This is a genomic window from Solimonas soli DSM 21787 (assembly GCF_000474945.1).
GTDB classification, from domain to species: Bacteria; Pseudomonadota; Gammaproteobacteria; order Nevskiales; family Nevskiaceae; genus Solimonas; species Solimonas soli.
In genome coordinates, this window is sequence record NZ_AXDW01000011.1 from 87648 (window position 1) to 110453 (window position 22806).

Here is a 22806-nt window from a genome sequence, read left to right on the forward strand (position 1 = left end):
CGAGGCGCGCCGGTCGCGGCGGATTATAGCGGCTTTTCCTCGCCTGTCCCGGCGCGCGTCGCGGGCGGCTCGGCGCCCTGCGCGACGGCCTCGATCGCCGCGGCTTTTTCGGCGCGGCGGCGCCGCGCGAGCAGCTGCAGCAGCATCTGCCGCGCGTCGTCGGACAGCAGCTCGAGCGAGCGTTCGGCGATGCGGTCGATGCGCGCGTCGACGAGCAGGGTCTTGTCGGCGGCGACGCTGACCAGGCCGATCTCGATCAGCGTGTTGAGGTAGCCCTTGAACAGCGCCTTGTCGAAGAACTCCGGCGCGTCGCGGCCGGTGAGGATGGCCATGCGCTCGGCGAGCAGGCGGCAGTCCTCCTCGAAGCGCTCGCGCTTGAGCGGCGTCGGCGAGCGGCGTTCGTCGGCCAGCAGCAGCGCCGTCATGCAATAGCGTTCGTGCGTCTCGCCGAGCACGCGGCCGAGCATGGCGAGCGTCGAGTAGGCCGGCTGGTTGGCGTCCGGCCGGCGCAGGCGGTCGTTCTCGCGGCTCAGCAGGCCGAGCCCGAGCATCACGTTGATCCAGGACTTGGCGATGCCCTCGACCTCGCCGGCGTCCCAGCGCAGGAAGAACTCGTTGCGCAGGAAGGGGTACAGCGCGCGCACGCCCATCACCACCGCTTCGTCGGACAGCAGCAGGCGGGTGCGGAACAGGTTGGCGATCAGCGAGGGGATCGCGAACAGATGCTGGATGTTGTTGCGGTTGTAGGTCAGCGCCACGGCGTCGCGCGCGGTGACGCCGTGCAGCTCGCCCCAGGGGTGCGGCACGCGGGCGATCTGGCCGATCGGTCCGCTCCAGTCGACCACCGCCTTCGGCGAGTTCTCCGGGATGTAGAGATGCTCGCCGTAGGGCTGGCCCTTGAGCAGCCAGATCAGATAGCCGATCTGCTCGATGAATTCCTCGTGCGCGACGACGCGCTGCGGCGAGGCGAGCAGGGCGATCGCCGCCAGGCTCGCCGGATTGGCGACGGCCGCGGCATTGATGCGGCGGCTGTTCTCGGTCGCCAGTTCCGCCACGAATTCCTTGAAGTTGCCCGGCAGCGCCTCGTCGCTCGCCGCCATCGCCTCGCGCCAGCCCGGCATGCGCTGCGTCGCGTAGTCCTGCAGGATGATCGGCTCGCCGAAGTTGATGTAGGCCTTGCCATAGGACTTGCCGAGGATCTTGCCGGCCTTGAGCAAGCCTTCCGCCGATTCCTTGGCCTTGGCGCCGCCGCGCAGCTCCTTGGTGTAGCTGCCGACTTCCCAGACGCGGTCATAGCCGATGTACACCGGCACCATCGCCACGCGCCGCGTGTCCTGGCGCAAGCCGGCCTCGACGACCATCGACAGCAGGCCGGTCTTCGGCGCCAGCAGGCGGCCGGTGCGGCTGCGCCCCCCTTCCGGGAAGAACTCGATCGCGTAGCCGCGCTTGATCAGCGAATCGACGTAGGCGCGGAACACGGCGGTGTAGATCGCGTCGCCCGAGAAGCTGCGACGCAGGTAGAAGGCGCCGCAGCGGCGCAGCAGGCCGCCGACCGGCCAGAAGTTGAGATTGACGCCGGCGGCGATGTGCGGCGGCACCACGCCGGCGCGGTACAGCGAGTACGACACCAGCAGGTAGTCGGCGTGCGAGCGGTGCGAGGGCATGTAGACCAGCTCGTACTGCTGCGCCAGCTCGCGCATGCGCTCGAGGCCCTGCACGTCGATGCCGGCGAACACGCGCTTGAAGACCACGTAGGTGAGGAAGCGCTCGAGGAAGTTGATGCTCGAACTCGAATAGTCGGCGGCGATTTCCTCGGCGCACTTGCGCGCGTAGGCGCGCGCCTTGTCGAGGGTCATGCCGTTGCGGCCGGCGGCATGCTCGATGGCGCGCTGCACCTCGGCCGAGCCGAGCAGGCCATCGACCACGACGCCGCGGCGCAGCAGGTTCGGACCCAGCGCCGCCGTGCGGGCGCGCAGGAAGTGGAAGTGCAGGACGCGCGTCAGCTTGCGGATCGAGGTCGAGGCGTCGGGACCGCGGTCCACGTATTCGCGGAACGAGAACGGCAGGCCGAAATGGGCGAGCACGTTGCGTCCGTTGAACAGCATGATGAAGAACTTGCGCACGCGGCCGGCCTGCACGCTGTCGGCGAACAGCAGCTTCCACAGGCTGGTTTCCTTGCCGGGATCGCGGCCCCAGAAGATCGACACCGGCACCAGCTGCGCCTCGAAGCTCCGCGTGGCGATGCCGGTTTCGATCAGGCGCGACAGCTCGGTCGGGTGCAGGCGCGTCTCGAGCAGCGCGTCCATGTAGACGACGGCGGCGCGCTCGACGGTCGGGAAATTGGAGCCGGTGCGGTTCGGGCGCGGCAGCTCGTGCTCGCGGCAGATGCGTTCGAGCACGAAGGCGTCGACCCAGGAGCGCTGCGCGAGGATGTAGACGACCGGCTTGTTGGGGTCGATCTTGAGGCCGTCGCGCAGCGGCAGCGGCGCCGTCTTGTAGCGGACCACGCCGTAGAACGGGCGGAACATCCACCACACGAGGCTGTACAGAATGCGGTTCAGCAGAGCGCGCATGCGACTCCCAACGACCTGATAATGGCTTGCGGGTGCGCGACGCTGCGCTTTCCGCCCCAAAGGCGTGCGACGCGTGGGCGGTCCCCGCCATGAACGCAAAAAGTTTACCGGAAGCCAGATGACAGTCCGCAAACCGCCGGGTGCCGCCCTGCACGAGGATGGGACGCAGAGGATAGAGCGGAACGGGGCCGGCCTGCAGGCCACGCGCAGCCGCCTGCGTCGTGTCGCGCGCCTGCTCGACAGCGGCTTGGCGGTGCCGGGCACCTCCTGGCGCATCGGCCTGGAAGCGCTGATCGGCCTCATTCCCGGCATCGGCGATCTCGCCGGCGCGCTGCTCGGCGCCTATTTCGTGGTCGAGGCGCTGCAGCTGCGCGCGCCGCGCGGCGTCATCGGCCGCATGCTCGGCAACATCGTCCTCGATCTGCTGCTCGGCGTGCTGCCGGTGGTCGGCGATGTCGCCGACTTCGCCTTCAAGTCCAACGAGCGCAACCTGCGCCTGCTCGACCGCCATCTCGACGATCGTCTCGGCGTCGCGCCGCCGCCGCGCCGCCGGCGTTACGGACCGGCCCTGGCGGCCGCGCTGCTGGCCCTGTTGTTGCTGGCCGGACTGTGGTGGCTGCTGCGGTCGTCCGCGCACACCTAGTGGATTTACCGGATGACCCTTCGGCAGGCGGCAGGCATAGTGCCGGCAGCTGTGTCATTCGCGCGCCGCGGGCGTTCCGCTCCGGCGCGTATTTCTTGGGTGCGGGGATATGACCGAAAAGACCTGGGCCGGCCATCCGCGAGGACTGGCGACGCTGTTCTTCACCGAGATGTGGGAGCGCTTCACCTATTACGGGATGCGCGCGATCCTCGTCTTCTTCCTCGCCGCGGCGGCCACCGAGGTCAACCCGGGCCTCGGCCTGACGCGCGAGGAGGCCGGTGCGATCTACGGCCTCTACACCGGCGCCGTCTATCTGTTCTCGCTGCCCGGCGGCTGGATCGCCGACCGCCTGATCGGCAGCCGCCGTGCGGTGTTCTGGGGCGGCATCTTCATTTCCGCCGGCAACTTCACGCTGGCGATTCCCGGACCGGCCGGCCTGTTCTTCCTCGGCCTCGCCATCATCGTCATCGGCGTCGGCCTGTTGAAGCCGAACGTCTCGGCGCTGGTCGGCACGCTCTACGACGGCAACAACGACGCGCGTCGCGACGCCGGCTTCTCGATCTTCTACATGGGCATCAACCTCGGCGCGGCGATCGCGCCGTTCGTGGTCGGCACGGTCGGCGAGAACTGGTCCTGGCGCCTCGGCTTCGGCACCGCCGGCCTGTTCATGCTCGGTGGCGTCATCCAGTTCAAGCTCACCGAACGTCATCTCGGCAGCGGCGGACTCGCGCCGGCGACGACGCCGGCGCAGCAGCGCAGCGGCTGGCGCACGCTCGGCATCGCCGTGGCGGTGCTGGCCGCGATCGCGGCGCTGCTCGCCAGCGGCCTCGTGCCGGTGCGGCCGAGCGATCTGGCCAAGATGGCCGGCGTGGTGATGGCGGCGGTCGGCATCGGCTTCTTCGGCTACATGCTGCTGTTCGCCGACCTGACGCGCGCCGAGCGCGGCCGCGTCGCCGTGATCGGCATCCTCTTTCTCAGCTCGGCGACATTCTGGGCCGGCTTCGAGCAGGCCGCGACCTCGCTGAACCTGTTCGCGCAGGACTACACCAACCGCGCGTTCCTCGGCGCGTGGTTCCCGAATGGCGAGCATCCGGCGTCCTGGTATCAGGCGGCCAATCCGGTCTACATCATCCTGTTCGCGCCGTTCTTCGCGGCGCTGTGGGTCTGGCTCGGCAAGCGCAATCTCGATCCCGCGGCGCCGGCCAAGTTCGGTCTCGGCCTCGTGCAGATGGGCCTCGGCTTCGTCGTCGTCATGTTCGCCGCCAAGCTGTGCATGGGCAGCGGCGCCAAGGTCGCGCCGGGCTGGCTGCTGCTGACCTATCTGCTGCACACGACCGGCGAGCTGTGCCTGGCGCCGGTCGGCATGTCAAACGTCACGCGCCTGGCGCCGCCGCGCTATGTCGGCCAGCTGATGGGCACCTGGTTCCTCGGCCTGGCGGTCGGCAATCTCGCCGCCGGCCTGATCGGCGGCCACGTCGGCGGCAGCGACATCCGCGACATGCCCGGCCAGTTCTGGAACGTTGCGCTGCTCGGCCTCGGCGCCGGCGTGCTGATGCTGGTGCTCGCCCGGCCGATCCACAAGCTGACCCGGCTGCGCGACGCGGCCGCTCCGGAGGAAGGACTCTGAACATGCGCAAACTGCTGATCCCGCTCGCGGTCGCCGTGCTGCTCGCCGGCTGCGGCAAGAAGGACGCAAGCCCGGCGCCGAAGGACGGCGGCGCGACGCCGGCGCAGGCCGACGCGTTCATGGCCGGCGTCAACGACGATTACCGCCGCCTGCTGCCGTACCTGAACAGCGCGCAGTGGACGCAGCAGACCTTCATCAACGACGACACGCAGATGCTGTCGTCGCAGGCCAACGACGAGTGGCTCGCCTATCTCACCGGCAAGCTCGACGAGTCCAAGCGCTTCAACGGCCTCGAGCTGGGCAAGGACACCGCGCGCGGCCTGCTGCTGCTCAAGCTGTCGACGTCCAATCCGGCGCCGAACGACGTCGCCAAGCGCGCCGAGCTGACCCGTGTGCTGGCGCGCATGGACGCCAATTACGGCGCCGGCAAGTGGTGCCCGACGCCGGGCGGCGAGTGCCTGAACCTGAACCAGATCGAAAAGATCATCGACGATCCCGAGCGGTCGCCGCAGGAACGCGCCGCCGCCTGGGCCGGCTGGCATGCGACGGCGAGGCCGATCAGGCAGGACTACGCGAAGTTCGTCGAGCTGTCCAACGAAGGCGCCCGCGAGCTGGGCTTCGCCGATCTCGGCGAGATGTGGCGTGCCGGCTACGACATGAGTCCGGCCGAGTTCGAGCGGACGGTCGAGAAGCTGTGGTCGCAGCTGCAGCCGCTGTACGACGCCCTGCACTGCGACGTGCGCGCCAGGCTCAACGAGAAGTACGGCGACGCGGTGGTGCCGAAGGACGGCCTGATTCCGGCGCACCTGCTCGGCAACATGTGGGCGCAGCAGTGGAGCAACATCTATCCGCTGGTGGAGCCCTACAAGGGGGTCGGCTCGCTCGACGTCAGCGCCGCCCTGAAGGCGCGCCGCGACGCCGATTACCGCAAGCTGCTCGGCGAGTTCAAAGGCAAGCCGACCGCGCTGGACCTCGCCGACCTCGAACACAAGGCCGACGCGCAGTTCGCCGTCGACACGACCAGGATCGCCGAGGACTTCTACACCTCGATCGGCTTCCCGCCGCTGCCGGCCTCGTTCTACGAGAAGTCGATGCTGCTGCGCCCGCGCGACCGCGACGTGGTCTGCCACGCCAGCGCCTGGGACATGAACATGCAGGGCGACGTGCGCATCAAGATGTGCATCGAGCCGAAGGAAGACGACCTCATCACCATCCATCACGAGATGGGGCACATCTACTACGACCTCATGTACAACCCGCTCGCGCCGATTTTCCAGAACGCCGCGCACGACGGTTTCCACGAGGCGATCGGCGACACCATCACCCTGTCGCTGACGCCGGCGCATCTGGCGAAGATCGGCCTGGTGCCGGCGCAGGCCGCCGGCGCGAAGGCGGGCGACGAGCGCGCGCTGATCAACGCGCAGATGAAGCTGGCGCTCGACAAGATCACCTTCCTGCCCTGGGGCAAGCTGGTCGACCAGTGGCGCTGGAAGGTGTTCGCCGGCGACATCACGCCGGAGCACTACAACGAGGGCTGGTGGAAACTGCGCGCCGCCTACCAGGGCGTCAGCCCGCCGCTGGCGCGCAGCGAGGACGACTTCGACCCGGGCGCCAAGTACCACATTCCCGGCAACACGCCGTACACGCGCTACTTCCTCGCCTTCGTCCTGCAGTTCCAGTTCCAGAAGGCGCTGTGCGACGCCGCCGGCTTCACCGGCCCGCTCTATGCATGCGACATCTACGGCAACAAGGCGGCCGGCCAGAAGTACATGGAAATGCTCAAGGCCGGCGCCTCGCAGCCCTGGCAGGACACGCTGGAGAAGCTGACCGGCAAGCGCGAGATGGACGCCGCGGCGATCATCGAATACTTCCAGCCGCTGATGGGCTATCTCAAGCAGCACAACGAGGGACTCGCCTGCGGCTGGCAGGGCGAAGCCGGCAAGAGCTGAATCTCTCGCGGGTCGGCGAAAGGCGGCCATTCGGCCGCCTTTTTTCGTTGCGCCGGGCGGGGACGCTAGACTGCGCGCCCATGGAAGCCCGCGACATCCTGCGCCAGTCGCCCCTGTTCGCCGACATCGCCGAGGCGGCGATCGAGGCGCTGGCCGCGCACGCACGCCTGATCGACGTGCGCAGCGGCGCCCAGGTCGTGGCGCGCGGTTCGATGCCGGACCATGTCTACATCGTCGCCACCGGCCGCCTGCGCGCGATGCTCGCCGACGGCCGCATCGCCGGCACCATTCCGCGCCTGTGGCCGAGCGGCGAGATCAGCGCGGTGCTCGGCGAGCCGCACACCGCCGATGTCTACGCGATCCGCGACAGCGTGCTGGTCGAACTGCCGACCGCGGCGCTGCTGCACACCATGGGCCAGTTCCCGGAAAGCATGCTGCGCCTGACGCGCCTCATCGTGCAGCGCCTGCGCCAGAACGCCGGCCGGCAGGCGCTCGCCGCCGTGCGGCAGCGCGGCACCATCGCCGTGGTGCCGGCGACGCCGGACATGCCGGCGCGGCAGATTGCCGAGCGTCTGTGCCGCCATCTCGGCGCCGGTGCCCGCCTGGTCTGTGCCGCCACCGTCGACGCCGAGCTCGACGGTGCCTGCAGCGCGCTGCGCGAGCACGACGACGCCGAGGCCGAGCGGCGCCTGACCGAATATCTCAACGCGCTCGAAGTCCAGGACACGCAGATCGTCTATCTCGCCGAACGCGCCGATGCCTGGGCGCGGCGCTGCATCGCGCAGGCCGATCGCGTGCTGGTCGTCAGCGAGGCCGGCCGCGTGCTAGCCGACGAAGCCATGCTCGACCTGCTGCGCGACAGCCAGTCGCGCGCGCCGGTGGATCTCCTGATGATCCGGCCCGACGGCGCGCCGGCGCCGACCGTGCTCGACTGGCGCTCGCGCTGTGGCGCCGGCGCGCACTACTACCTGCGCCTCGACCGCGAGACCGATTTCGCGCGGCTCGCGCGCCAGCTCTCGGGCCGCGGCGTCGGCCTCGTGCTCGGCGGCGGCGGCGCGCGCGGCTTCGCGCATCTGGGCCTGTTCCGCGCGCTGCAGGAGCTCGGCATTCCGGTCGACGTCACCGGCGGTTCGAGCATGGGCGCCTTCCTCGCCGGCCTGCTCGCCTGCGGCCGCAGCGTCGACGACATCCGCATGATCGCGCGCGACACCTTCGTCACGCACAACTATCTCAACGACTACGTGCTGCCGACCATCTCGCTGATCCGCGGCCGCAAGTTCGCGCGGCACCTGCACGAGATCTTCGGCGAGCAGATGATCGAGGAGCTGCGCCTGCCGTACTTCTGCGTGGCGACCAATCTCACGCGCGGCGCGGCGGCGGTGCGCGACCGCGGCCCGTTGTATCTGTGGATCGCGACCAGCATGGCGGTGCCCGGCGTGGCGCCGCCGGTCGCCTACAACGGCGAGCTGTATGCCGACGGCGCCGTGATCAACAGCCTGCCGACCGATGTCATGCGCGGCCTCGAGCGCGGTCCGGTGATCGCCTCCGACGTCAGCACCGAAGGCGGCATCGCCGCGCAGGGCGTCGCCGGGCCGGATCCCGAGGCGGTGTTCCGCCTGCGCGGCGAGGAAGCGCCGCGCCTGCTGTCGATCCTGTTCCGCACGGCGACCCTGACCAGCGAGAGCGGCGTCGCGCAGCGCGCGGCGTCCGCCGACGTCTATCTGCGCATGCCGGTCACGCGCATCGGCATGTTCGACTGGAAGCGCATGGACGAGATCGTCGAGCGCGGCTACCAGCACGCCATGCAGCAGCTGCAGGGCCAGCGCGAGAAGCTGTTCGCCATCTGAGGCGCACGAAAAAGCCCCGACGCTCGCGCGCCGGGGCTCGATGCCGCGGGCCGTGCCGTGCCGGCGGCGCGGCCTTCAGGCCGACGGCTTCACTCCTTGGTCACCTTGAATTCGACGCGGCGGTTCTCGGCGCGGCCTTCCTTGGTCTTGTTCGAGGCGACCGGCTTGCTTTCGCCGTAGCCCTCCGAGCTGAGGCGCGAGGACTCGATGCCCTGCGAGACCAGGTAGTCCTTGGCTGCCGCGGCACGCTGCTTCGACAGCTTCAGGTTGTAGGCCTCGGAGCCGGTCGCGTCGGTGTGGCCCTCGATGATCAGGCCCATGCTCGGCTGGCCCCTGAGGCCCTGCACGATCTTGTCGAGCTCGGCCTTCGACGCCGCCGTCAGGCGCGCCGAATCGAACTCGAAGTTGATGTCGTGCAGCACGATCTTGGCTTCCTTGATCGCGCAGCCGCGCGCATCGACCTTCATGCCGACCGGCGTGTTCGGGCAGGCGTCGAGATTGTCGTAGACGCCGTCGCCGTCGGAATCCTTCGGCGGCGGAGGCGGCGGCAGCGGGCAACCGCGCGCATCGACCTGGGTGCCGGCCGGCGTGCCGGGGCACATGTCGAGATTGTCGGGCACGCCGTCGCCGTCGGTATCGGCCGGCGGCGGCGGCGGCGCGGCGACCGGCTTCTCGGTCTTCTTGCCGAGCACGAACTGCACGCCGGCGTTGATGCGGGTCTCGTTCAGATGGTCGTGGATCGCATCCGCGTCGTCATCGAACACCCAGTAGCGCTTGGCGTCGACGCGGATCGCCACGGTGCGCGCCTCGTTGACGTTGATGAGGAAGCCGCCGCCGGCATTGGCGAAGCCGTAGGTGCCGTCGTTGGCGGCGCGGTCGACGTGCTGGCCACCGCCGCCGAGCAGCAGGAACGGCGAGAACCACGACGAGCGCTTCCACGGATAGATCGCGAAATCGAGGCCGAGATCCCAGCGCTTGTCGGCGCCGGAGGCGCCTTTGCGGTCGGCGCGCACGCCGGACAGGTTGATTTCCGGTGCGAAGTATTCGCCGGTCGGGAAACCGAACAGCAGGTTGCCGCCGAGGCCGTCGTCGTTGTTGCGCACGGCGTCCGGGAACTCGTAGCTGCCCTGGATGCCCATGTACGGCGTGGTCGAATCGGCGTCGGCGTAGACCGTCTGCGCCGCGCCGGCGATGAGTGCCGCCGCCAGAACCTTGTGCTTCATTTTCATTGTTGCTTTCCTCAGGTCAGAAGAACGAAGAAAGCCACTCAACACCGCCATGTCCGTGAAAGCCGACGCGCGCGATGTTGCGTTGCTCCCTTAACGTCCGGCGCATCTTGGTTCGAAGCCATGAACCCAGCCTGAACTTTGCGCGCGCGTGACGGGTCTGCACATTGCGTGTGGCGCGCCCGCGCGCGCGTCGCGGCACGCGGGGAAAATCCCGTATCGACAGCCGCTTCGACGCCGTACCATGCGACGGGTCCGGAACCATCGACCGCAGGGAGACAGCAGTGAAGATCGGCATGCGCGTATGGAGCACGGCGGCGATTTGCGCATTCGCGAGCGTCGCGGCACATGCCGACGCCCTGCGCTATCCGCCGGCACCGCGCGGCGACGTGGTCGACGATTATTTCGGCACCAAGGTCGCCGATCCGTACCGCTGGCTGGAGGACGTCGACTCGCCGGCGACGCGCAGCTGGGTCGCCGCCGAGAATGCGCTGAGCCTGCCGTATCTCGCCGCCCTGCCGCGGCGCGACGCCTTGCGCGAGCGCATCGCCGCCTTGTGGAACTACGAGCGCTACGATCTGCCGCAGAAGAAGGCCGGCAAGCTGTTCTACGGCCGCAACGACGGCCTGCAGAACCAGTCGGTGCTGTACGTCGACGAGGGCGACGGCAAGCCGCGCCTGCTGCTCGATCCGAACAAGCTTTCCGCCGACGGTACCGTGGCGCTGACCCAGTACGAGCCCTCGCCCGACGGTCGCTTCCTCGCCTACGCGACCGCCGCGGCCGGCTCCGACTGGAACGAATTCCGCGTGCGCGAGGTGGCGAGCGCGCAGGACACGGGCGATGTGCTGACGCGCATCAAGTTCTCCGGCATCGCCTGGACGAACGACAACGCCGGCTTCTTCTACGCGCGCTATCCGGCGCCGCCGGCCGGCGCCAAGCCGGGCACCTTCGACGAGCTCGCCGACCAGAGACTCTATTACCACCGCCTCGGCACGCCGCAGGCCGACGATGCGCTGATCGCCGACAACGCGGCGCAGCCGCAGTGGGGCTGGGGCGCGCAGGTCACCGACGACGGCCGCTGGCTGGTGGTTTCCATCTCGCAGGGCTCGGGCAACGAGAACGCGGTCTGGGTCAAGGATCTCGGCAAGGGTGCGGCGCCGAAGTTCGACGCGCCCTTCGTCAAGCTGGTCGACAACTTCGAGGCCGAATACAGCCTGCTCGGCAACCGCGGCGGCACGCTGTATTTCCGCACCAGCAGCGGCGCGGCGCGTGGCCGCGTCGTCGCCATCGATGTCGCGCGGCCGGCGCCGGCGGATTGGAAGACGATCGTTCCCGAAAGTGCCGATACGCTGCAGGCGGCGCTGTTCGCCGGCGACGGCATCGTCGCCCTGGCCATGCACGACGCGACCTCGCGCCTGCTGCGCTACGCGATCGACGGCAAGGCCGAGGGCGAGATCGCGCTGCCCGGCCTCGGCAGCGTGCCCGACCTCGCGCTCGGCGGCATCCAGCTGTCCGGCAAGGCCGGCGATCCCTTGCTGTTCTACGCCTACACCTCGTTCAACCAGCCGCAGACCAATTACGTCTACGACCTCGCCAAGAATGAGGGCCGGGTCTTCCAGGCGATCAAGCTGAACTTCAACCCGGCCGATTACGTCACCGAGCAGGTCTTCTACAAGTCGAAGGACGGCACGCGCATTCCGCTGTTCATCAGCTACAAGAAGGGCATCAAGCGCGACGGCCGCAATCCGACGCTGCTGTTCGGCTACGGCGGTTTCGAGATTTCCAAGACGCCGGAATTCTCGGTGCCGAATCTCGTCTTCATGGAGCGCGGCGGCGTCTACGCGCTCGCCAACCTGCGCGGCGGCGGCGAGTACGGCAAGGCCTGGCACGAGGCCGGCATCCTCGAGCGCAAGCAGAACGTGTTCGACGACTTCGCGGCGGCGGCGCAATACCTGATCGCCCAGCAGTGGACGAGTCCGGCGCATCTGGCGATCGGCGGCCGTTCCAACGGCGGTCTGCTGGTCGGCGCCACCGTCAACCAGCATCCGGAACTGTTCGCCGCGGCGTTCCCGACCGTCGGCGTGATGGACATGCTGCGCTATCACAAGTTCACGATCGGCTGGGCCTGGGCCGGCGACTACGGCACGTCCGACACGCCGGCCGGCTTCCGCACGCTCTACGCCTATTCGCCGTATCACAATGTGAAGAGCGGCGTGAAGTATCCGGCGGTGCTGATCACGACCGGCGATCACGACGATCGCGTCGTGCCCGGCCACTCCTTCAAGTACGCCGCGGCGCTGCAGGCGGCGACCGCGAAGGACGGCGTCGCCGACGGCAAGCCGGTGCTGATCCGCATCGACAGCAATGCCGGCCACGGCGCCGGCAAGCCGGTCGCCAAGCTGATCGAGGAAGAAACCGACAAGCTGGCCTTCCTGCTGCAGTTCACGCAATAGGCGCGTTCAGGCGCGCGCGGCGCGCGGCCGACGTGCGCTGGCGCCGGCCGCCGACGAGACCGTGCCGGCGATGCCAGTCGGCGAGCGACTCCGCGGGCCAGGTCCGGCAGCGCAGGTGGCGCGCGTCGTCGGCGATCTCGACCCAGTTCGCCGCATAGGCGAGCGCCGCCTCGACAATCTGCGGCGGACGCGGCAGCGGCGTGTCGATCGCCGAGGCGTGCGGATGCACGAGCTCCGGCCAGCGCGGGTCCCAGAGCCACAGCGCGCTGCCGCATTCGCCGCAGAAATGGCGTTCGGCCGGCGAACGCCGCGTGCGGCGGCCGGCTTCGCGCAGCCTGGCGTGGTAGACGCGCAGGTGCCGGCGGCCGCGGACTTTCAGGGTGCGCGCATCGGCGCCGAGATTGATCGCGTAACCGCCGCCGCCGGCGGTCTTGCGGCAGATCGAGCAGTGGCAATGCAGATAGGGAACCGGGCTTTGCGCCTCGACGGCGAAGCGCACGGCGCCACAGTGGCAGGAGCCTTGCAGTTTCATGCGATGGATCTCCGGGTGCAGGCGGGCGTTCAGCTTAGAACGCGGCAGCGGCTTGCTCCATACGCATCCGTATGGATAGACTGCACCGACCACTTTCCTTTCCTGCCCCGCATGCCGCCCTCCGCTTCCGCCGAGAAACAAAGCCTGACCGCCGATGCCTGGGCCGAGGCGGCGCTCGACGTGATCGCCACCAGCGGCCTCGACGCGGTCGGCGTCGAACCGCTGGCGCGGCGGCTCGGCGTCACCAAGGGCTCGTTCTACTGGCACTTCGAGAATCGCGACGCGCTGCTGCGCGCCGCGCTCGAACGCTGGGAGAAGGCGGAGACCGACGACATCGTCGCGCGCATCGGCCCCGAGCCCGATCCGTACCAGCGCATCGTCAAGCTGTTCAAGGCGGCCAACGCAAGCTACCGTGCCGGCCGCCTGTATCTGGCGATCGCCGCCGCCGAGGACAAGCCGATGGTGCAGAGCTTCGTGCGCCGCGTGTCGGAGCGGCGCATGCAGTATCTGTTCGACTGCTACCGCGCGCTCGGCTTTTCCGAAACCGCGGCGGCGCACTGGGCGCGCTTCGCGTATGCAACGTTCATGGGTAATCTGCAGATCGGGCGCGATACGCCCGAGCTGATGCCGTCGGGCGCCGAGTTCAGCGAATACGTCAAGCTGATGATCAAGGTCCTGATCCCGCGCGAAGCGCCGACGGAAGATGGCGAGGGCAGCCCGCCAGCGCCGTAAGCACCTAGGAGAGGTATATGACGACGCTCATCATCGTGCTGGCCCTGCTCACCGCCTGGATTCTCGCCTTCGTCGGCGCGCCGCTGCTGCTGTGGACGATCGGCGCGGCGGTGCTGATTGCCGCGCTCGGCCTGGCCGGCAGCATCGGCGCGACCGCCGTGCTGATGACCGGCATCGTCTTCGTCGTTGCCGCGCTGCTGCTCAACGTGCTGCCGCTGCGCCGCGCCGTGCTCAGCGGCTGGATCTTCGCGATCTTCAAGAAGGTGCAGCCGGAGATGTCGTCGACCGAGCGCGAGGTTCTCGAATCCGGCGACGTCTGGTGGGAGGCCGAGATGTTCCGCGGCCGGCCCGACTGGCAGAAGCTGCTCAGCTTCCAGTACACGCGCTTGACCGCCGAGGAACAGTCCTTCCTCGACAACGAGTGCGAGGCGCTGTGCAAGCTGTGCGACGACTGGAAGATCGAGTACGAAGCCAAGGATCTGCCGAAGGCGGCCTGGGACTACATCCGCGAGAAGAAGTTTTTCTCGATGCTGATCAAGAAGGAATACGGCGGCCTCGGCTTCTCGGCGAACGCGCAGTCGGCGGTCGTCACCAAGCTCGCGACGAAGTCGATCACGCTCGCGGTGACGGTCATGGTGCCGAACTCGCTCGGCCCCGGCGAACTGCTGATGCACTACGGCACCGACGAACAGAAGAAGAAGTGGCTGCCGGGCCTCGTCAACGGCAGCGAGATTCCCTGCTTCGGCCTCACCGGGCCCGAAGTCGGCTCGGATGCGACGGCGATGCCGGACGTCGGCTACGTCGGCTACGGCGAATACGAAGGCCAGCGCACGCTCGGCATCCGCCTGACGTTCTCGAAGCGCTACATCACGCTGGCGCCGGTGGCGACGGTCATCGGCCTCGCCTTCAAGCTGCGCGATCCGGACGGCCTGCTCGGCGACAAGAACAAGATTGACTACGGCATCACCTGCGCGCTGGTGCCGGCCTCGCATCCGGACGTGCACATCGGCCGTCGCCACTATCCGGGCGCGGCGTTCATGAACGGCACCATCGTCGGCCGCGACGTGTTCGTGCCGCTCGACGCGATCATCGGCGGGCCGCGGATGGCCGGCAAGGGCTGGCGCATGCTCAGCGAGTGCCTGTCCTCGGGCCGCGGCATTTCGCTGCCGGCGCTGTCCGCCGCGGCGGGGCAGATCGGCTATCGCATGACCGGCGTGTACGGCCGCTTCCGTCGCCAGTTCAAGGTCGCGGTCGGCAAGTTCGAAGGCGTGCAGGAAGCGACCGGGCGCATCGCCGGCTTCGCCTACACGCTGGAGGCGATGCGCGTGCTGACCGCCTCGGCGGTCGATCACTGTGCGCCGAGCGTGGCGACGGCGATGGCCAAGTACCACATGACCGAGCTGATGCGGAAGATCATCAACGACGGCATGGACGTGCTCGGCGGCAAGGGCATCCAGCAGGGCCCGCGCAACTTCATGGCGACCGGCTACAAGGCGACGCCGGTGGCGATCACCGTCGAAGGCGCCAACATCCTGACGCGCAATCTGATGATCTACGGCCAGGGCGCGATCCGCTGCCATCAGTACGTGTTTCCGGAAATGGAAGCGGCGCGCAGCAATGACCTGGTGAAGTTCGACAAGCTGCTGTTCGGCCACATCGGCTTCGCCATCAACCGCGCGGTGCGCGCCTTCACGCTGGCGCTGTCCGGTTCGCGCCTGACCGGCGCGCCGGTCGACGGCGAGTTTGCGCCGTATTTCCGCAAGCTCGAACGCATGTCGGCGGCGCTGGCCTTCACCTCCGACCTCACCATGGGCACGGTCGGCGGCAAGCTGAAGTTCATGGAGCGCCTGTCGGCGCGCCTCGGCGACGTGCTGTCGCAGCTCTACATCGCGTCCTGCGTGCTGAAGTTCTATCTCGAAGGCAGCAAGAGCGACGCCGAAGGCGCGCACGCGCGCTGGGCGCTCGACCACTGCCTGTACGAGATCGGCCACGCCTTCGAAGGCTTCATCCGCAACTTCCCCGTCGCCTGGGGTCGCTGGCTGCTGCGCCTCGTGGTGTTCCCGCTCGGCAATCATTTCCAGCCGGTCTCGGACCGCGTCAACGCGCGCGTCGCCGACCTGATCCTCGAGCCGAGCGACGTGCGCGAGCGCCTGTCCTGGCTGGTGTTCAAGAACGGCGGCGAGCACGATCCGATCGGCCGCATGGAGCACGCCTGGAAGGTCGGCCTCAAGTGCGAGGCGGCGTACCTGAAGTACTTCAAGCTCGCCAACAAGGGCGAGATCCAGGGCGACACCGTCGCCGAGCGCCTCGATGACGCGCTCAGGCGGCAGCTGCTGAGCGCCGACGAGGTCGCGCTCGCCCGGCAGTACGACGCGGTGCGCTACGACGTCATCCTCACCGACGACTTCAGCAAGGAATATCTCGCCGGGCAGTTCGCCGCCGAGGCGGCATCGGCGATCGAGCAGTCGGGGCTGCTCGCACGCGTCGCCTGAGCGGCGCCGCGCCCGCGCCGATGACGGCACGCATTGTTGCCGTCACCGGCCTCGTTGAAGATACGCGGCATTCTTCGAATCACCTGGGGGCACCATGAGCGCAGCGATCCTGATCGGCAAGGGCGAGGACACGCCGCAGCGCCTGCTCGCGCAGTACGCGAACCGGCACGGCCTCGTCGCCGGCGCGACCGGCACCGGCAAGACGGTCACCCTGCAACTGCTCGCCGAAGGCTTCTCGCAGCTCGGCGTGCCGGTGTTCGCGGCCGACGTGAAGGGCGATCTGTCGGGCATCGCCGCCGCCGGCGAGGCCAAGCCCAAGCTCGCCGAGCGGGCCGCCGCGGTCGGCGTCGAGGCCTGGGCGCCCGCCGCCTGTCCGGTGGTGTTCTGGGATGTGTTCGGCAGCAGCGGCCATCCGGTGCGTGCCACGGTGTCCGACATGGGGCCGGTGCTGCTCGGCCGCCTGCTCGATCTGTCCGACGTGCAGGAAGCGGTGCTGGCGCTGGTCTTCAAGTACGCCGACGACCAGGGCCTGCTGCTGCTCGACTTCAAGGACCTGCGCGCGCTGCTGCAATACGCCGGCGCGAACGCCAAGTCGCTCGGCGCCGACTACGGCCTAGTCAGCGCCAGCTCGGTGGGCGCGATCCAGCGCGCGCTGCTGCAGCTCGAAGCCGACGGCGCCGACCATTTCTTCGGCGAGCCGGCGCTCGATCTCAATGACTTCATGCGCTGTGACCTGAGCGGCCGCGGCATCGTCAACGTGCTCGCCGCCGAGGTGCTGTACCAGAAGCCGCGCCTGTACGCGACTTTCCTGCTGTGGCTGCTGTCGGAGTTGTTCGAGCGCCTGCCGGAGGCCGGCGACGCCGACAAACCCAAGCTGGTGTTCTTCTTCGACGAGGCGCATCTGCTGTTCAAGGACGCGCCGAAGGCGCTGGTCGACAAGGTCGAGCAGGTCGTGCGCCTGATCCGCTCCAAGGGCGTCGGCGTCTACTTCGTCACGCAGAACCCGCTCGACCTGCCGGACGCGGTGCTCGGCCAGCTCGGCAATCGCATCCAGCACGCGCTGCGCGCCTTCACGCCGCGCGACCAGAAAGCCGTCAAGGCCGCCGCCGAGACCTTCCGCGCCAATCCGAAGCTCAAGGTCGCCGAGGTGATCCAGGCGCTCGGCGTCGGCGAGGCGCTGGTGTCGACGCTCGACGACAAGGGCGTGCCGACGGTCGTCGAGAAGACGCTGATCGCGCCGCCGCGCTCGCGCATCGGCCCGCTGACGGCGGACGAGCGCAAGACCATCGTCTCGCGCAGCCCGCTCGCCGGTCGCTACGAACAGATGGTCGATCGCGAGTCGGCGTACGAGAAGCTGACGGCGCGCACCGCGGCGACCGCGCCGGCCGCCGCGCCGCCACCGTCTTCGAACGACACCGGCTGGTGGGACCGCGGCAAGGCGCCGCCGCCGACCAGCCCCGCGCCGAAACCGCCGAAGACGCCGGCGCGGCGCGGCGACACGGTGATGGAGGCCGCGGTCAAGAGCGCCACGCGCAGCATCGCCTCGACGGTCGGCCGCGAAGTCGGCCGCCAGCTGCTGCGCGGCATCCTCGGTTCGTTGAGCAAGCGCTGAGGCGCGTGCGGGCTGCGGGGAGCGGCGCCCGGTATACTGCGCAGCCCTCCCGGATGCCGATCGACGCGCCGCATGCGCCTTCGCCTGCCCTACGTCCTGCCGCGCAAAGGCCGCGCCCGCGGAGCCGCGCGATGAGCACGCACCCGCTGGCCGCGCATCTCGACAACGGCCTCGCCGCGCTGCGGCTCGATCCGCCGCCCGCGGCGCGCGCGCAGCTGCTGCGCTACCTCGACGAGATGGCGCGCTGGAACACGGCGTACAACCTGACCGCGATCCGCACGCCGAGCGAGATGGTCACCAAGCATCTGCTCGACTCGCTGGCCTTGCTGCCGACGCTGACCGCCGTGCCGGGCTTTCCCGATGCGCGCCTGCTCGACGTCGGCGCCGGCGCCGGCCTGCCGGGCATCGTGCTGGCGATCGCCGAGCCGCGTCTGCGCGTCACCGTGCTCGACAGCAACGGCAAGAAGGCGCGCTTCATGCGACACGTGGTGCGCACGCTGCATCTGGCGAACGTCGAGGTCGCCGAGAGCCGCGTCGAGGACTGGCGGCCGGACGCGCCCTACGCCGGCATCGTCAGCCGCGCCTTCGCCGCGCTGGCCGATTTCGTCGCCGCGACGGCGCCCCTGCTGGCCGCGGGTGGTGTTTGGATCGCCATGAAGGGCAAACTAGACGCCGCCGAACTGGCGGCCGTGCCGGTCACCGTCGACATCCGGGAGAAACAGCGTCTGCGCGTGCCCGGCCTGGCGGAGGAACGCCACGCCGTCATCGCCAGCTTGAAGTCATGAGTCACATCATCGCCATCGCCAATCAGAAAGGCGGCGTCGGCAAGACGACGACGTCGATCAACCTTGCCGCCTCGCTGGCGGCGACCAAGCGCCGCGTGCTGCTCGTCGATCTCGACGCGCAGGGCAACGCGACCATGGGCGTCGGCGTCGACAAGAGCAGGCTGCGCCACAGCACGCGCGACGTGCTGCTCGAGCAGGTCAAGATCCGCGAGGCGATCGTGCCGCTGCCCGATCTCGGCCTCTCGCTGTTGCCCGCCAACAGCGACATGACCGAGGCCGAGATCAAGCTGCGCGATGTCGCGGTCGGCGATTTCGCGCTGAAGTCGGCGCTCGCCGAGGTCGCCGAGGACTTCGACTACGTGATTCTCGACTGCCCGCCGGCGCTGTCGAAGCTGACCGTCAACGCGCTGGTCGCCGCCGACGGCGTGCTGATCCCGATGCAGTGCGAGTACTACGCGCTCGAAGGCCTATCGGCGCTGATGGACACCGTGCAGAAGATCAAGCGCGTGATCAATCCGAAGCTCGAGATCGAGGGCCTGCTGCGCACGATGTTCGATCCGCGCAACAACCTCGCCAACGACGTTTCCGGCCAGCTCACCCAGCACTTCGGCGACAAGGTCTATCGCACCCTGGTGCCGCGCAACGTGCGTCTCGCCGAGGCGCCGAGCCACGGCCTGCCGGTGATGCTGTACGACGCGGCGTCGTCGGGCGCCAAGGCCTATCTCGCGCTGGCCGGCGAAGTGCTGCGGCGCCATGACGGCGGCCAGCTGCGCCTGCCGGCCTGACGCGCGCGTCGACGATGCGCGTGCTGCTGCCGCTGCCGCGGCGCGACTACGATCCGAGCGAGGTCGCCATCAGCTGGCAGGTGCTGCGCGCGGCCGGCCACGAGGTGCGCTTCGCGACGCCGGACGGCGCGCCGGCGCAGGCCGATCCGGTCATGCTCGGCGGCGTCGGCCTCGATCCCTGGGGCTTCGTGCCCGGCCTGCGCCGGCTGCGCCTGCTCGGCCTCGCCCTGCGCGCGCAGCGGCCGGCGCGGCGCGCGCACGCGGCGCTGGTCGGCGATGCCGCCTTCCGGGCGCCGCTCCGCTACGAGTCGCTCGCCGCCGCCGACTTTGATGCCGTGCTGCTGCCCGGGGGACATGCGCGCGGCATGCGTGAATATCTGGAGAACGTGCTGCTGCAGACCGTCGTCGCCGACTGCTTCGACGCCGGCAAGCCGGTCGCCGCGATCTGCCACGGCGTCGTCCTCGCGGCGCGCAGCACCTCGGCGCGCACGGGTCGTTCGGTGCTGCACGGCCGCCGCACCACGGCCCTGACCTGGGCTTTCGAGAAGCGCGCCTGGGATCTGACGCGCTACGGCGCGCGTTTCTGGGACGCGGACTACTACCGCACCTACCGCGAACAGGCGGGCGAGGCGCCGGGCCATCGCGGCGTGCAGCAGGAAGTGACGCGCGCGCTCGCCGACCCCGCGCACTTTCTCGACGTCGCCGCCGACGCCCCGCAGCGCTGGCGCAAGACCAGCGGCCTGTTCCGTGACAGCCCGGACGACGCCACAGCGGCCTTCGTCGTGCGCGACGGCGTCTACGTTTCGGCGCGCTGGCCAGGCGACGTGCACACCTTCGCCCGCACTTTCGTGCAAGTATTGGCGGATTGGTCATCGTTGAAGGGTCGCGCAGGGCTGCCGGCCGCGGAGAACATGCAGTGAGTGCAAAGAAGAGGGGGCTCGGTCGCGGCCTCGACGTGCTGCTGAGCAGCGTCGCCAACACGGTCGACGAGGAGGCCGGCGATCAGCTGCGCGAACTCGCGGTCGACGTGCTGCAGCCGGGCCGGCACCAGCCGCGCCGCCAGTTCGACGCCGCCGCGCTCGATGCGCTCGCCGAATCGATCCGCGCGCAGGGCGTGGTGCAGCCGATCGTCGTGCGCGCGGTCGGTGGCGATCGCTACGAAATCGTCGCCGGCGAGCGTCGCTGGCGCGCCGCCAGGCAGGCCGGCCTCAAGACCGTGCCGGCGATCGTCAAGACGCTCGACGAGCAGGGTGCGATGGCGGTCGCGCTGGTCGAGAACATCCAGCGCGCCGATCTCAATGCGCTGGAAGAAGCCGAAGCGCTGCAAAAGCTGATCCGCGACTGCGGCCTCACGCACGAGGCGGCGGCGACGGCGGTGGGCCGCTCGCGCGCGCACGTCAGCAATCTGCTGCGCCTCATCGAGCTGAACGAGGACGTGCAGCAGCTGGTGCGCAACGGCCATCTCAGCTTCGGGCACGCCAAGGTGCTGCTCGGCGTCGAGGGCGCGCGGCAGTCCGCGCTGGCCAAGCTCGCCGTCGAAAAGCAGATGTCGGTGCGGCAGGTCGAAGCGCTCGTGCATGCCGACGGCAGCGCCCGCGTGCGTCCGGCGAAGGCACGCGCGCCGGCGCTGGAGCAGGAGATCGCGCAGAAGATCGGCCTGCCGGTGCGGCTGCAGCAGAATGACGCCGGCCGTGGCCGCCTGACCGTGAGCTTCAAGAGCGCCGACGAACTGCAGCGGCTGCTCGCCAGGCTCGCTTGAAAAAGCCGGGCCGAACGCGCGGCGGCGAACGCACTCTTTCAGTGCCGGACGCGCCCTGCATCGCGTGATCATTCGCGGCGCGCGGCGGCATCGGCAGTGACGGTTCATCCCCAGAACGGTCGGCGCCGAAAGCCGCGTTGTATCAAGGCTGACACACTCGTCATGTGACCCATCGGTCACGTCAATAAAAGCTATGACTCCCTTGCCCGGCGAATTCATCAGCCGCTATACTCTCTGCGATTGATTGGTGCGACGCACCAAGCTGGCTCGCAGCAAGAAATGAAGATTGCGACGCGCATTGCACGCTATCAGGCGATGATCGCAGTCTTTTGCGCCGTCCTCTGGGGCCTGCTCGGAGGAGGACGGGAAGGGCTGGCAGCTCTGGCGGGTGGCGGGATCGGCGCTTTGCTGACCTTCTACGCCGGGCTCAAAACGTTTTCGGCGTCCGGGCAGGATGCCCAGCATGCGGTGATGAATTTTTACAAGGCCGAGGTGAGGAAAATTGTCCTCGCCGCGGTTTTGTTCGCGGTAGCGGTCCGGTTGTTGGCCGATGTGTTTGTCCCGGTCGTGCTCACGTTCGCGCTGACACTGCCGGTCTACTGGTTTGCGCTTCTTTGGAATTCGAGCGATGGCTGAAGCGGGTCACTCTCCTGCCGAGTACGTTACTCACCACTTGCGCCACTGGTCGAGTGGTTCTGACAGCGGCTTCATTTCGCTGTCGGACTGGCATCTGGACACGCTCATCATCTCGACGCTACTCGGCATCGCGTTCCTGACGCTGTTCCGCATCGCCGCCGTGCGCGCGACCTCGGGCGTGCCGGGCAAGCTGCAGAACTTCGTCGAAGTCCTTATTGATTTCGTCGACAACTCGGTCAAGGACTCGTTCCACGGCGTGCGCACCTTTGTCGCGCCGCTGGCCCTGACCATCTTCGTCTGGGTGTTCCTGTGGAACGCCATGGACCTGCTGCCGGTCGACCTGATTCCGAAGCTGTGGGCCGCCGGCCATGCTGCCGCCGGCCATGATCCGGCGCACGCCTACATCCGCGTCGTGCCGTCGGCCGACATGAGCGCGACCTTCGCGCTGTCTATCTCGGTGTTCCTTCTGATCTTCGTCTACAGCTTCAAGGGCAAGGGCGTCGGCGGTTACTTCAAGGAATTCCTGACGCATCCGTTCGGCCCCTGGCTGCTGCCGTTCAACGTCATCCTCAATTTCGTCGAAACGCTGGCGCGCCCGCTGTCGCTGGCGCTGCGACTGTTCGGCAACCTCTACGCCGGCGAGCTGATCTTCATCCTGATCGCGCTGCTGCCCTGGTGGGCGCAGGTGGTCCCGGGTCTCGGCTGGGCGCTGTTCCATATCCTCGTGATCACGCTGCAGGCGTTCATCTTCATGACGCTGACCATCGTGTATCTGAGCATGGCGCACGAGCATCACTGAAGTTTCGATCGGCGGCACCGCAGTAACTAGAACGTTTTCCACCACGCAACACGACGGAGTTAGGAGTACACCATGGAGCTCATCGCCCAGATCCAGGCCAGCACGGCCCTGACCATCGGCATCATCTTCGGTCTCGCCGCGCTCGGCACGGCCATCGGCTTCGGCCTGCTCGGCGGCAAGTTCCTCGAAGGCGCCGCGCGCCAGCCGGAAATGGCGAACATGCTGCAGACCAAGATGTTCATCATCGCCGGCCTGCTCGACGCGGTCGCGATCATCGGCGTCGCCATGGGCCTGCTGCTGATGTTCGCGAACCCGCTGCTCGCCGCGATCCAGCACTAAGCCTCGTTCCCCCGTCT

At 68.6% G+C, this 22806-nt stretch carries 18 protein-coding genes; 15 read left to right on the forward strand and 3 right to left on the reverse strand.

The genetic code is table 11. The features are described from left to right. Positions 1-23: 23 nt before the first annotated feature. Positions 24-2573, reverse strand: coding sequence for a glycerol-3-phosphate 1-O-acyltransferase PlsB (plsB, locus tag K344_RS0107450; RefSeq protein ID WP_028080140.1), 2550 nt, complete (start codon positions 2571-2573; stop codon positions 24-26). Between the two features lie 118 nt (positions 2574-2691). Between plsB and K344_RS0107455 the strand changes: the two genes are divergently transcribed. The 4 genes from K344_RS0107455 (at position 2692) to K344_RS0107470 (ending at position 8639) form a co-directional block, all read left to right on the forward strand. Then, on the forward strand, positions 2692-3216 hold the full coding sequence (locus tag K344_RS0107455) for a DUF4112 domain-containing protein (RefSeq protein ID WP_051361999.1): 525 nt from the start codon (positions 2692-2694) through the stop codon (positions 3214-3216). Between the two features lie 109 nt (positions 3217-3325). After that, a complete protein-coding gene (locus K344_RS20690) occupies positions 3326-4843 on the forward strand; it encodes a peptide MFS transporter (protein ID WP_043114030.1) in 1518 nt (505 codons plus the stop codon). A gap of 2 nt (positions 4844-4845) precedes the next feature. Next, on the forward strand, positions 4846-6792 hold the full coding sequence (locus K344_RS0107465; RefSeq protein ID WP_245586146.1) for a M2 family metallopeptidase: 1947 nt from the start codon (positions 4846-4848) through the stop codon (positions 6790-6792). Positions 6793-6872: 80 nt separating this feature from the next. Continuing rightward, entirely contained in the window at positions 6873-8639 is a 1767-nt protein-coding gene (locus K344_RS0107470) for a patatin-like phospholipase family protein (RefSeq protein WP_028080143.1), read from the forward strand. 89 nt (positions 8640-8728) lie between these two features. Here K344_RS0107470 and K344_RS22925 read toward each other — a convergent pair whose 3' ends face one another. After that, on the reverse strand, positions 8729-9862 hold the full coding sequence (locus tag K344_RS22925; protein ID WP_051362000.1) for an OmpA family protein: 1134 nt from the start codon (positions 9860-9862) through the stop codon (positions 8729-8731). A 287-nt stretch (positions 9863-10149) separates the two neighbouring features. Here K344_RS22925 and K344_RS0107480 point away from each other — a divergent pair, with 287 nt between their 5' ends. Next, positions 10150-12318, forward strand: coding sequence for a prolyl oligopeptidase family serine peptidase (locus K344_RS0107480; protein WP_245586147.1), 2169 nt, complete (start codon positions 10150-10152; stop codon positions 12316-12318). Here the strand turns inward: K344_RS0107480 and K344_RS20700 are convergent. Next, a complete protein-coding gene (locus K344_RS20700; protein ID WP_051362001.1) occupies positions 12308-12850 on the reverse strand; it encodes a GFA family protein in 543 nt (180 codons plus the stop codon). The genes K344_RS0107480 and K344_RS20700 overlap by 11 nt on opposite strands. A gap of 111 nt (positions 12851-12961) precedes the next feature. Here K344_RS20700 and K344_RS0107490 point away from each other — a divergent pair, with 111 nt between their 5' ends. The 10 genes from K344_RS0107490 (at position 12962) to atpE (ending at position 22789) form a co-directional block, all read left to right on the forward strand. Beyond that, positions 12962-13582: a TetR/AcrR family transcriptional regulator gene (locus tag K344_RS0107490; RefSeq protein ID WP_028080145.1), complete on the forward strand. Its 621-nt coding sequence runs from the start codon at positions 12962-12964 to the stop codon at positions 13580-13582. Positions 13583-13599: 17 nt separating this feature from the next. Then, positions 13600-16074: an acyl-CoA dehydrogenase gene (locus K344_RS0107495; RefSeq protein WP_028080146.1), complete on the forward strand. Its 2475-nt coding sequence runs from the start codon at positions 13600-13602 to the stop codon at positions 16072-16074. Positions 16075-16168: 94 nt separating this feature from the next. After that, on the forward strand, positions 16169-17686 hold the full coding sequence (locus K344_RS0107500) for a helicase HerA-like domain-containing protein (RefSeq protein WP_028080147.1): 1518 nt from the start codon (positions 16169-16171) through the stop codon (positions 17684-17686). Between the two features lie 131 nt (positions 17687-17817). Continuing rightward, entirely contained in the window at positions 17818-18471 is a 654-nt protein-coding gene (gene rsmG / locus K344_RS0107505) for a 16S rRNA (guanine(527)-N(7))-methyltransferase RsmG (protein WP_028080148.1), read from the forward strand. Continuing rightward, complete coding sequence (locus K344_RS0107510; RefSeq protein ID WP_028080149.1) at positions 18468-19256, forward strand: ParA family protein; 789 nt, start codon at positions 18468-18470, stop codon at positions 19254-19256. Before rsmG ends, K344_RS0107510 begins: the two co-directional genes overlap by 4 nt. 14 nt (positions 19257-19270) lie before the next feature. Continuing rightward, positions 19271-20176, forward strand: a complete 906-nt coding sequence (locus K344_RS20705) for a type 1 glutamine amidotransferase domain-containing protein (RefSeq protein WP_051362002.1) — start codon at positions 19271-19273, stop codon at positions 20174-20176. Continuing rightward, on the forward strand, positions 20173-21015 hold the full coding sequence (locus tag K344_RS0107520) for a ParB/RepB/Spo0J family partition protein (RefSeq protein WP_028080150.1): 843 nt from the start codon (positions 20173-20175) through the stop codon (positions 21013-21015). The genes K344_RS20705 and K344_RS0107520 overlap by 4 nt, the downstream gene beginning before the upstream one ends. Positions 21016-21294: 279 nt before the next feature. After that, positions 21295-21651, forward strand: a complete 357-nt coding sequence (locus tag K344_RS20710) for an ATP synthase subunit I (protein ID WP_051362003.1) — start codon at positions 21295-21297, stop codon at positions 21649-21651. Beyond that, positions 21644-22450, forward strand: a complete 807-nt coding sequence (gene atpB / locus K344_RS0107530) for a F0F1 ATP synthase subunit A (protein ID WP_028080151.1) — start codon at positions 21644-21646, stop codon at positions 22448-22450. The genes K344_RS20710 and atpB overlap by 8 nt, the downstream gene beginning before the upstream one ends. 72 nt (positions 22451-22522) lie before the next feature. Further along, a complete protein-coding gene (atpE, locus tag K344_RS0107535) occupies positions 22523-22789 on the forward strand; it encodes a F0F1 ATP synthase subunit C (RefSeq protein ID WP_028080152.1) in 267 nt (88 codons plus the stop codon). The last annotated feature ends 17 nt before the right edge of the window (positions 22790-22806 follow it).

Excerpts from the sequence above, each read along its gene's own strand:
- rsmG (WP_028080148.1), top strand. The coding sequence starts at position 17,818 with ATGAGCACGCACCCGCTGGCCGCGCATCTCGACAACGGCCTCGCCGCG.
- atpE (WP_028080152.1), top strand. The coding sequence starts at position 22,523 with ATGGAGCTCATCGCCCAGATCCAGGCCAGCACGGCCCTGACCATCGGC.
- K344_RS0107455 (WP_051361999.1), top strand. The coding sequence starts at position 2,692 with ATGACAGTCCGCAAACCGCCGGGTGCCGCCCTGCACGAGGATGGGACG.
- K344_RS20700 (WP_051362001.1), bottom strand. The coding sequence starts at position 12,850 with ATGAAACTGCAAGGCTCCTGCCACTGTGGCGCCGTGCGCTTCGCCGTC.
- K344_RS20710 (WP_051362003.1), top strand. The coding sequence starts at position 21,295 with ATGAAGATTGCGACGCGCATTGCACGCTATCAGGCGATGATCGCAGTC.
- K344_RS0107465 (WP_245586146.1), top strand. The coding sequence starts at position 4,846 with ATGCGCAAACTGCTGATCCCGCTCGCGGTCGCCGTGCTGCTCGCCGGC.
- plsB (WP_028080140.1), bottom strand. The coding sequence starts at position 2,573 with ATGCGCGCTCTGCTGAACCGCATTCTGTACAGCCTCGTGTGGTGGATG.
- atpB (WP_028080151.1), top strand. The coding sequence starts at position 21,644 with ATGGCTGAAGCGGGTCACTCTCCTGCCGAGTACGTTACTCACCACTTG.
- K344_RS0107495 (WP_028080146.1), top strand. The coding sequence starts at position 13,600 with ATGACGACGCTCATCATCGTGCTGGCCCTGCTCACCGCCTGGATTCTC.
- K344_RS20705 (WP_051362002.1), top strand. The coding sequence starts at position 19,271 with ATGCGCGTGCTGCTGCCGCTGCCGCGGCGCGACTACGATCCGAGCGAG.
- K344_RS0107490 (WP_028080145.1), top strand. The coding sequence starts at position 12,962 with ATGCCGCCCTCCGCTTCCGCCGAGAAACAAAGCCTGACCGCCGATGCC.
- K344_RS0107500 (WP_028080147.1), top strand. The coding sequence starts at position 16,169 with ATGAGCGCAGCGATCCTGATCGGCAAGGGCGAGGACACGCCGCAGCGC.
- K344_RS0107510 (WP_028080149.1), top strand. The coding sequence starts at position 18,468 with ATGAGTCACATCATCGCCATCGCCAATCAGAAAGGCGGCGTCGGCAAG.
- K344_RS22925 (WP_051362000.1), bottom strand. The coding sequence starts at position 9,862 with ATGAAGCACAAGGTTCTGGCGGCGGCACTCATCGCCGGCGCGGCGCAG.
- K344_RS20690 (WP_043114030.1), top strand. The coding sequence starts at position 3,326 with ATGACCGAAAAGACCTGGGCCGGCCATCCGCGAGGACTGGCGACGCTG.
- K344_RS0107470 (WP_028080143.1), top strand. The coding sequence starts at position 6,873 with ATGGAAGCCCGCGACATCCTGCGCCAGTCGCCCCTGTTCGCCGACATC.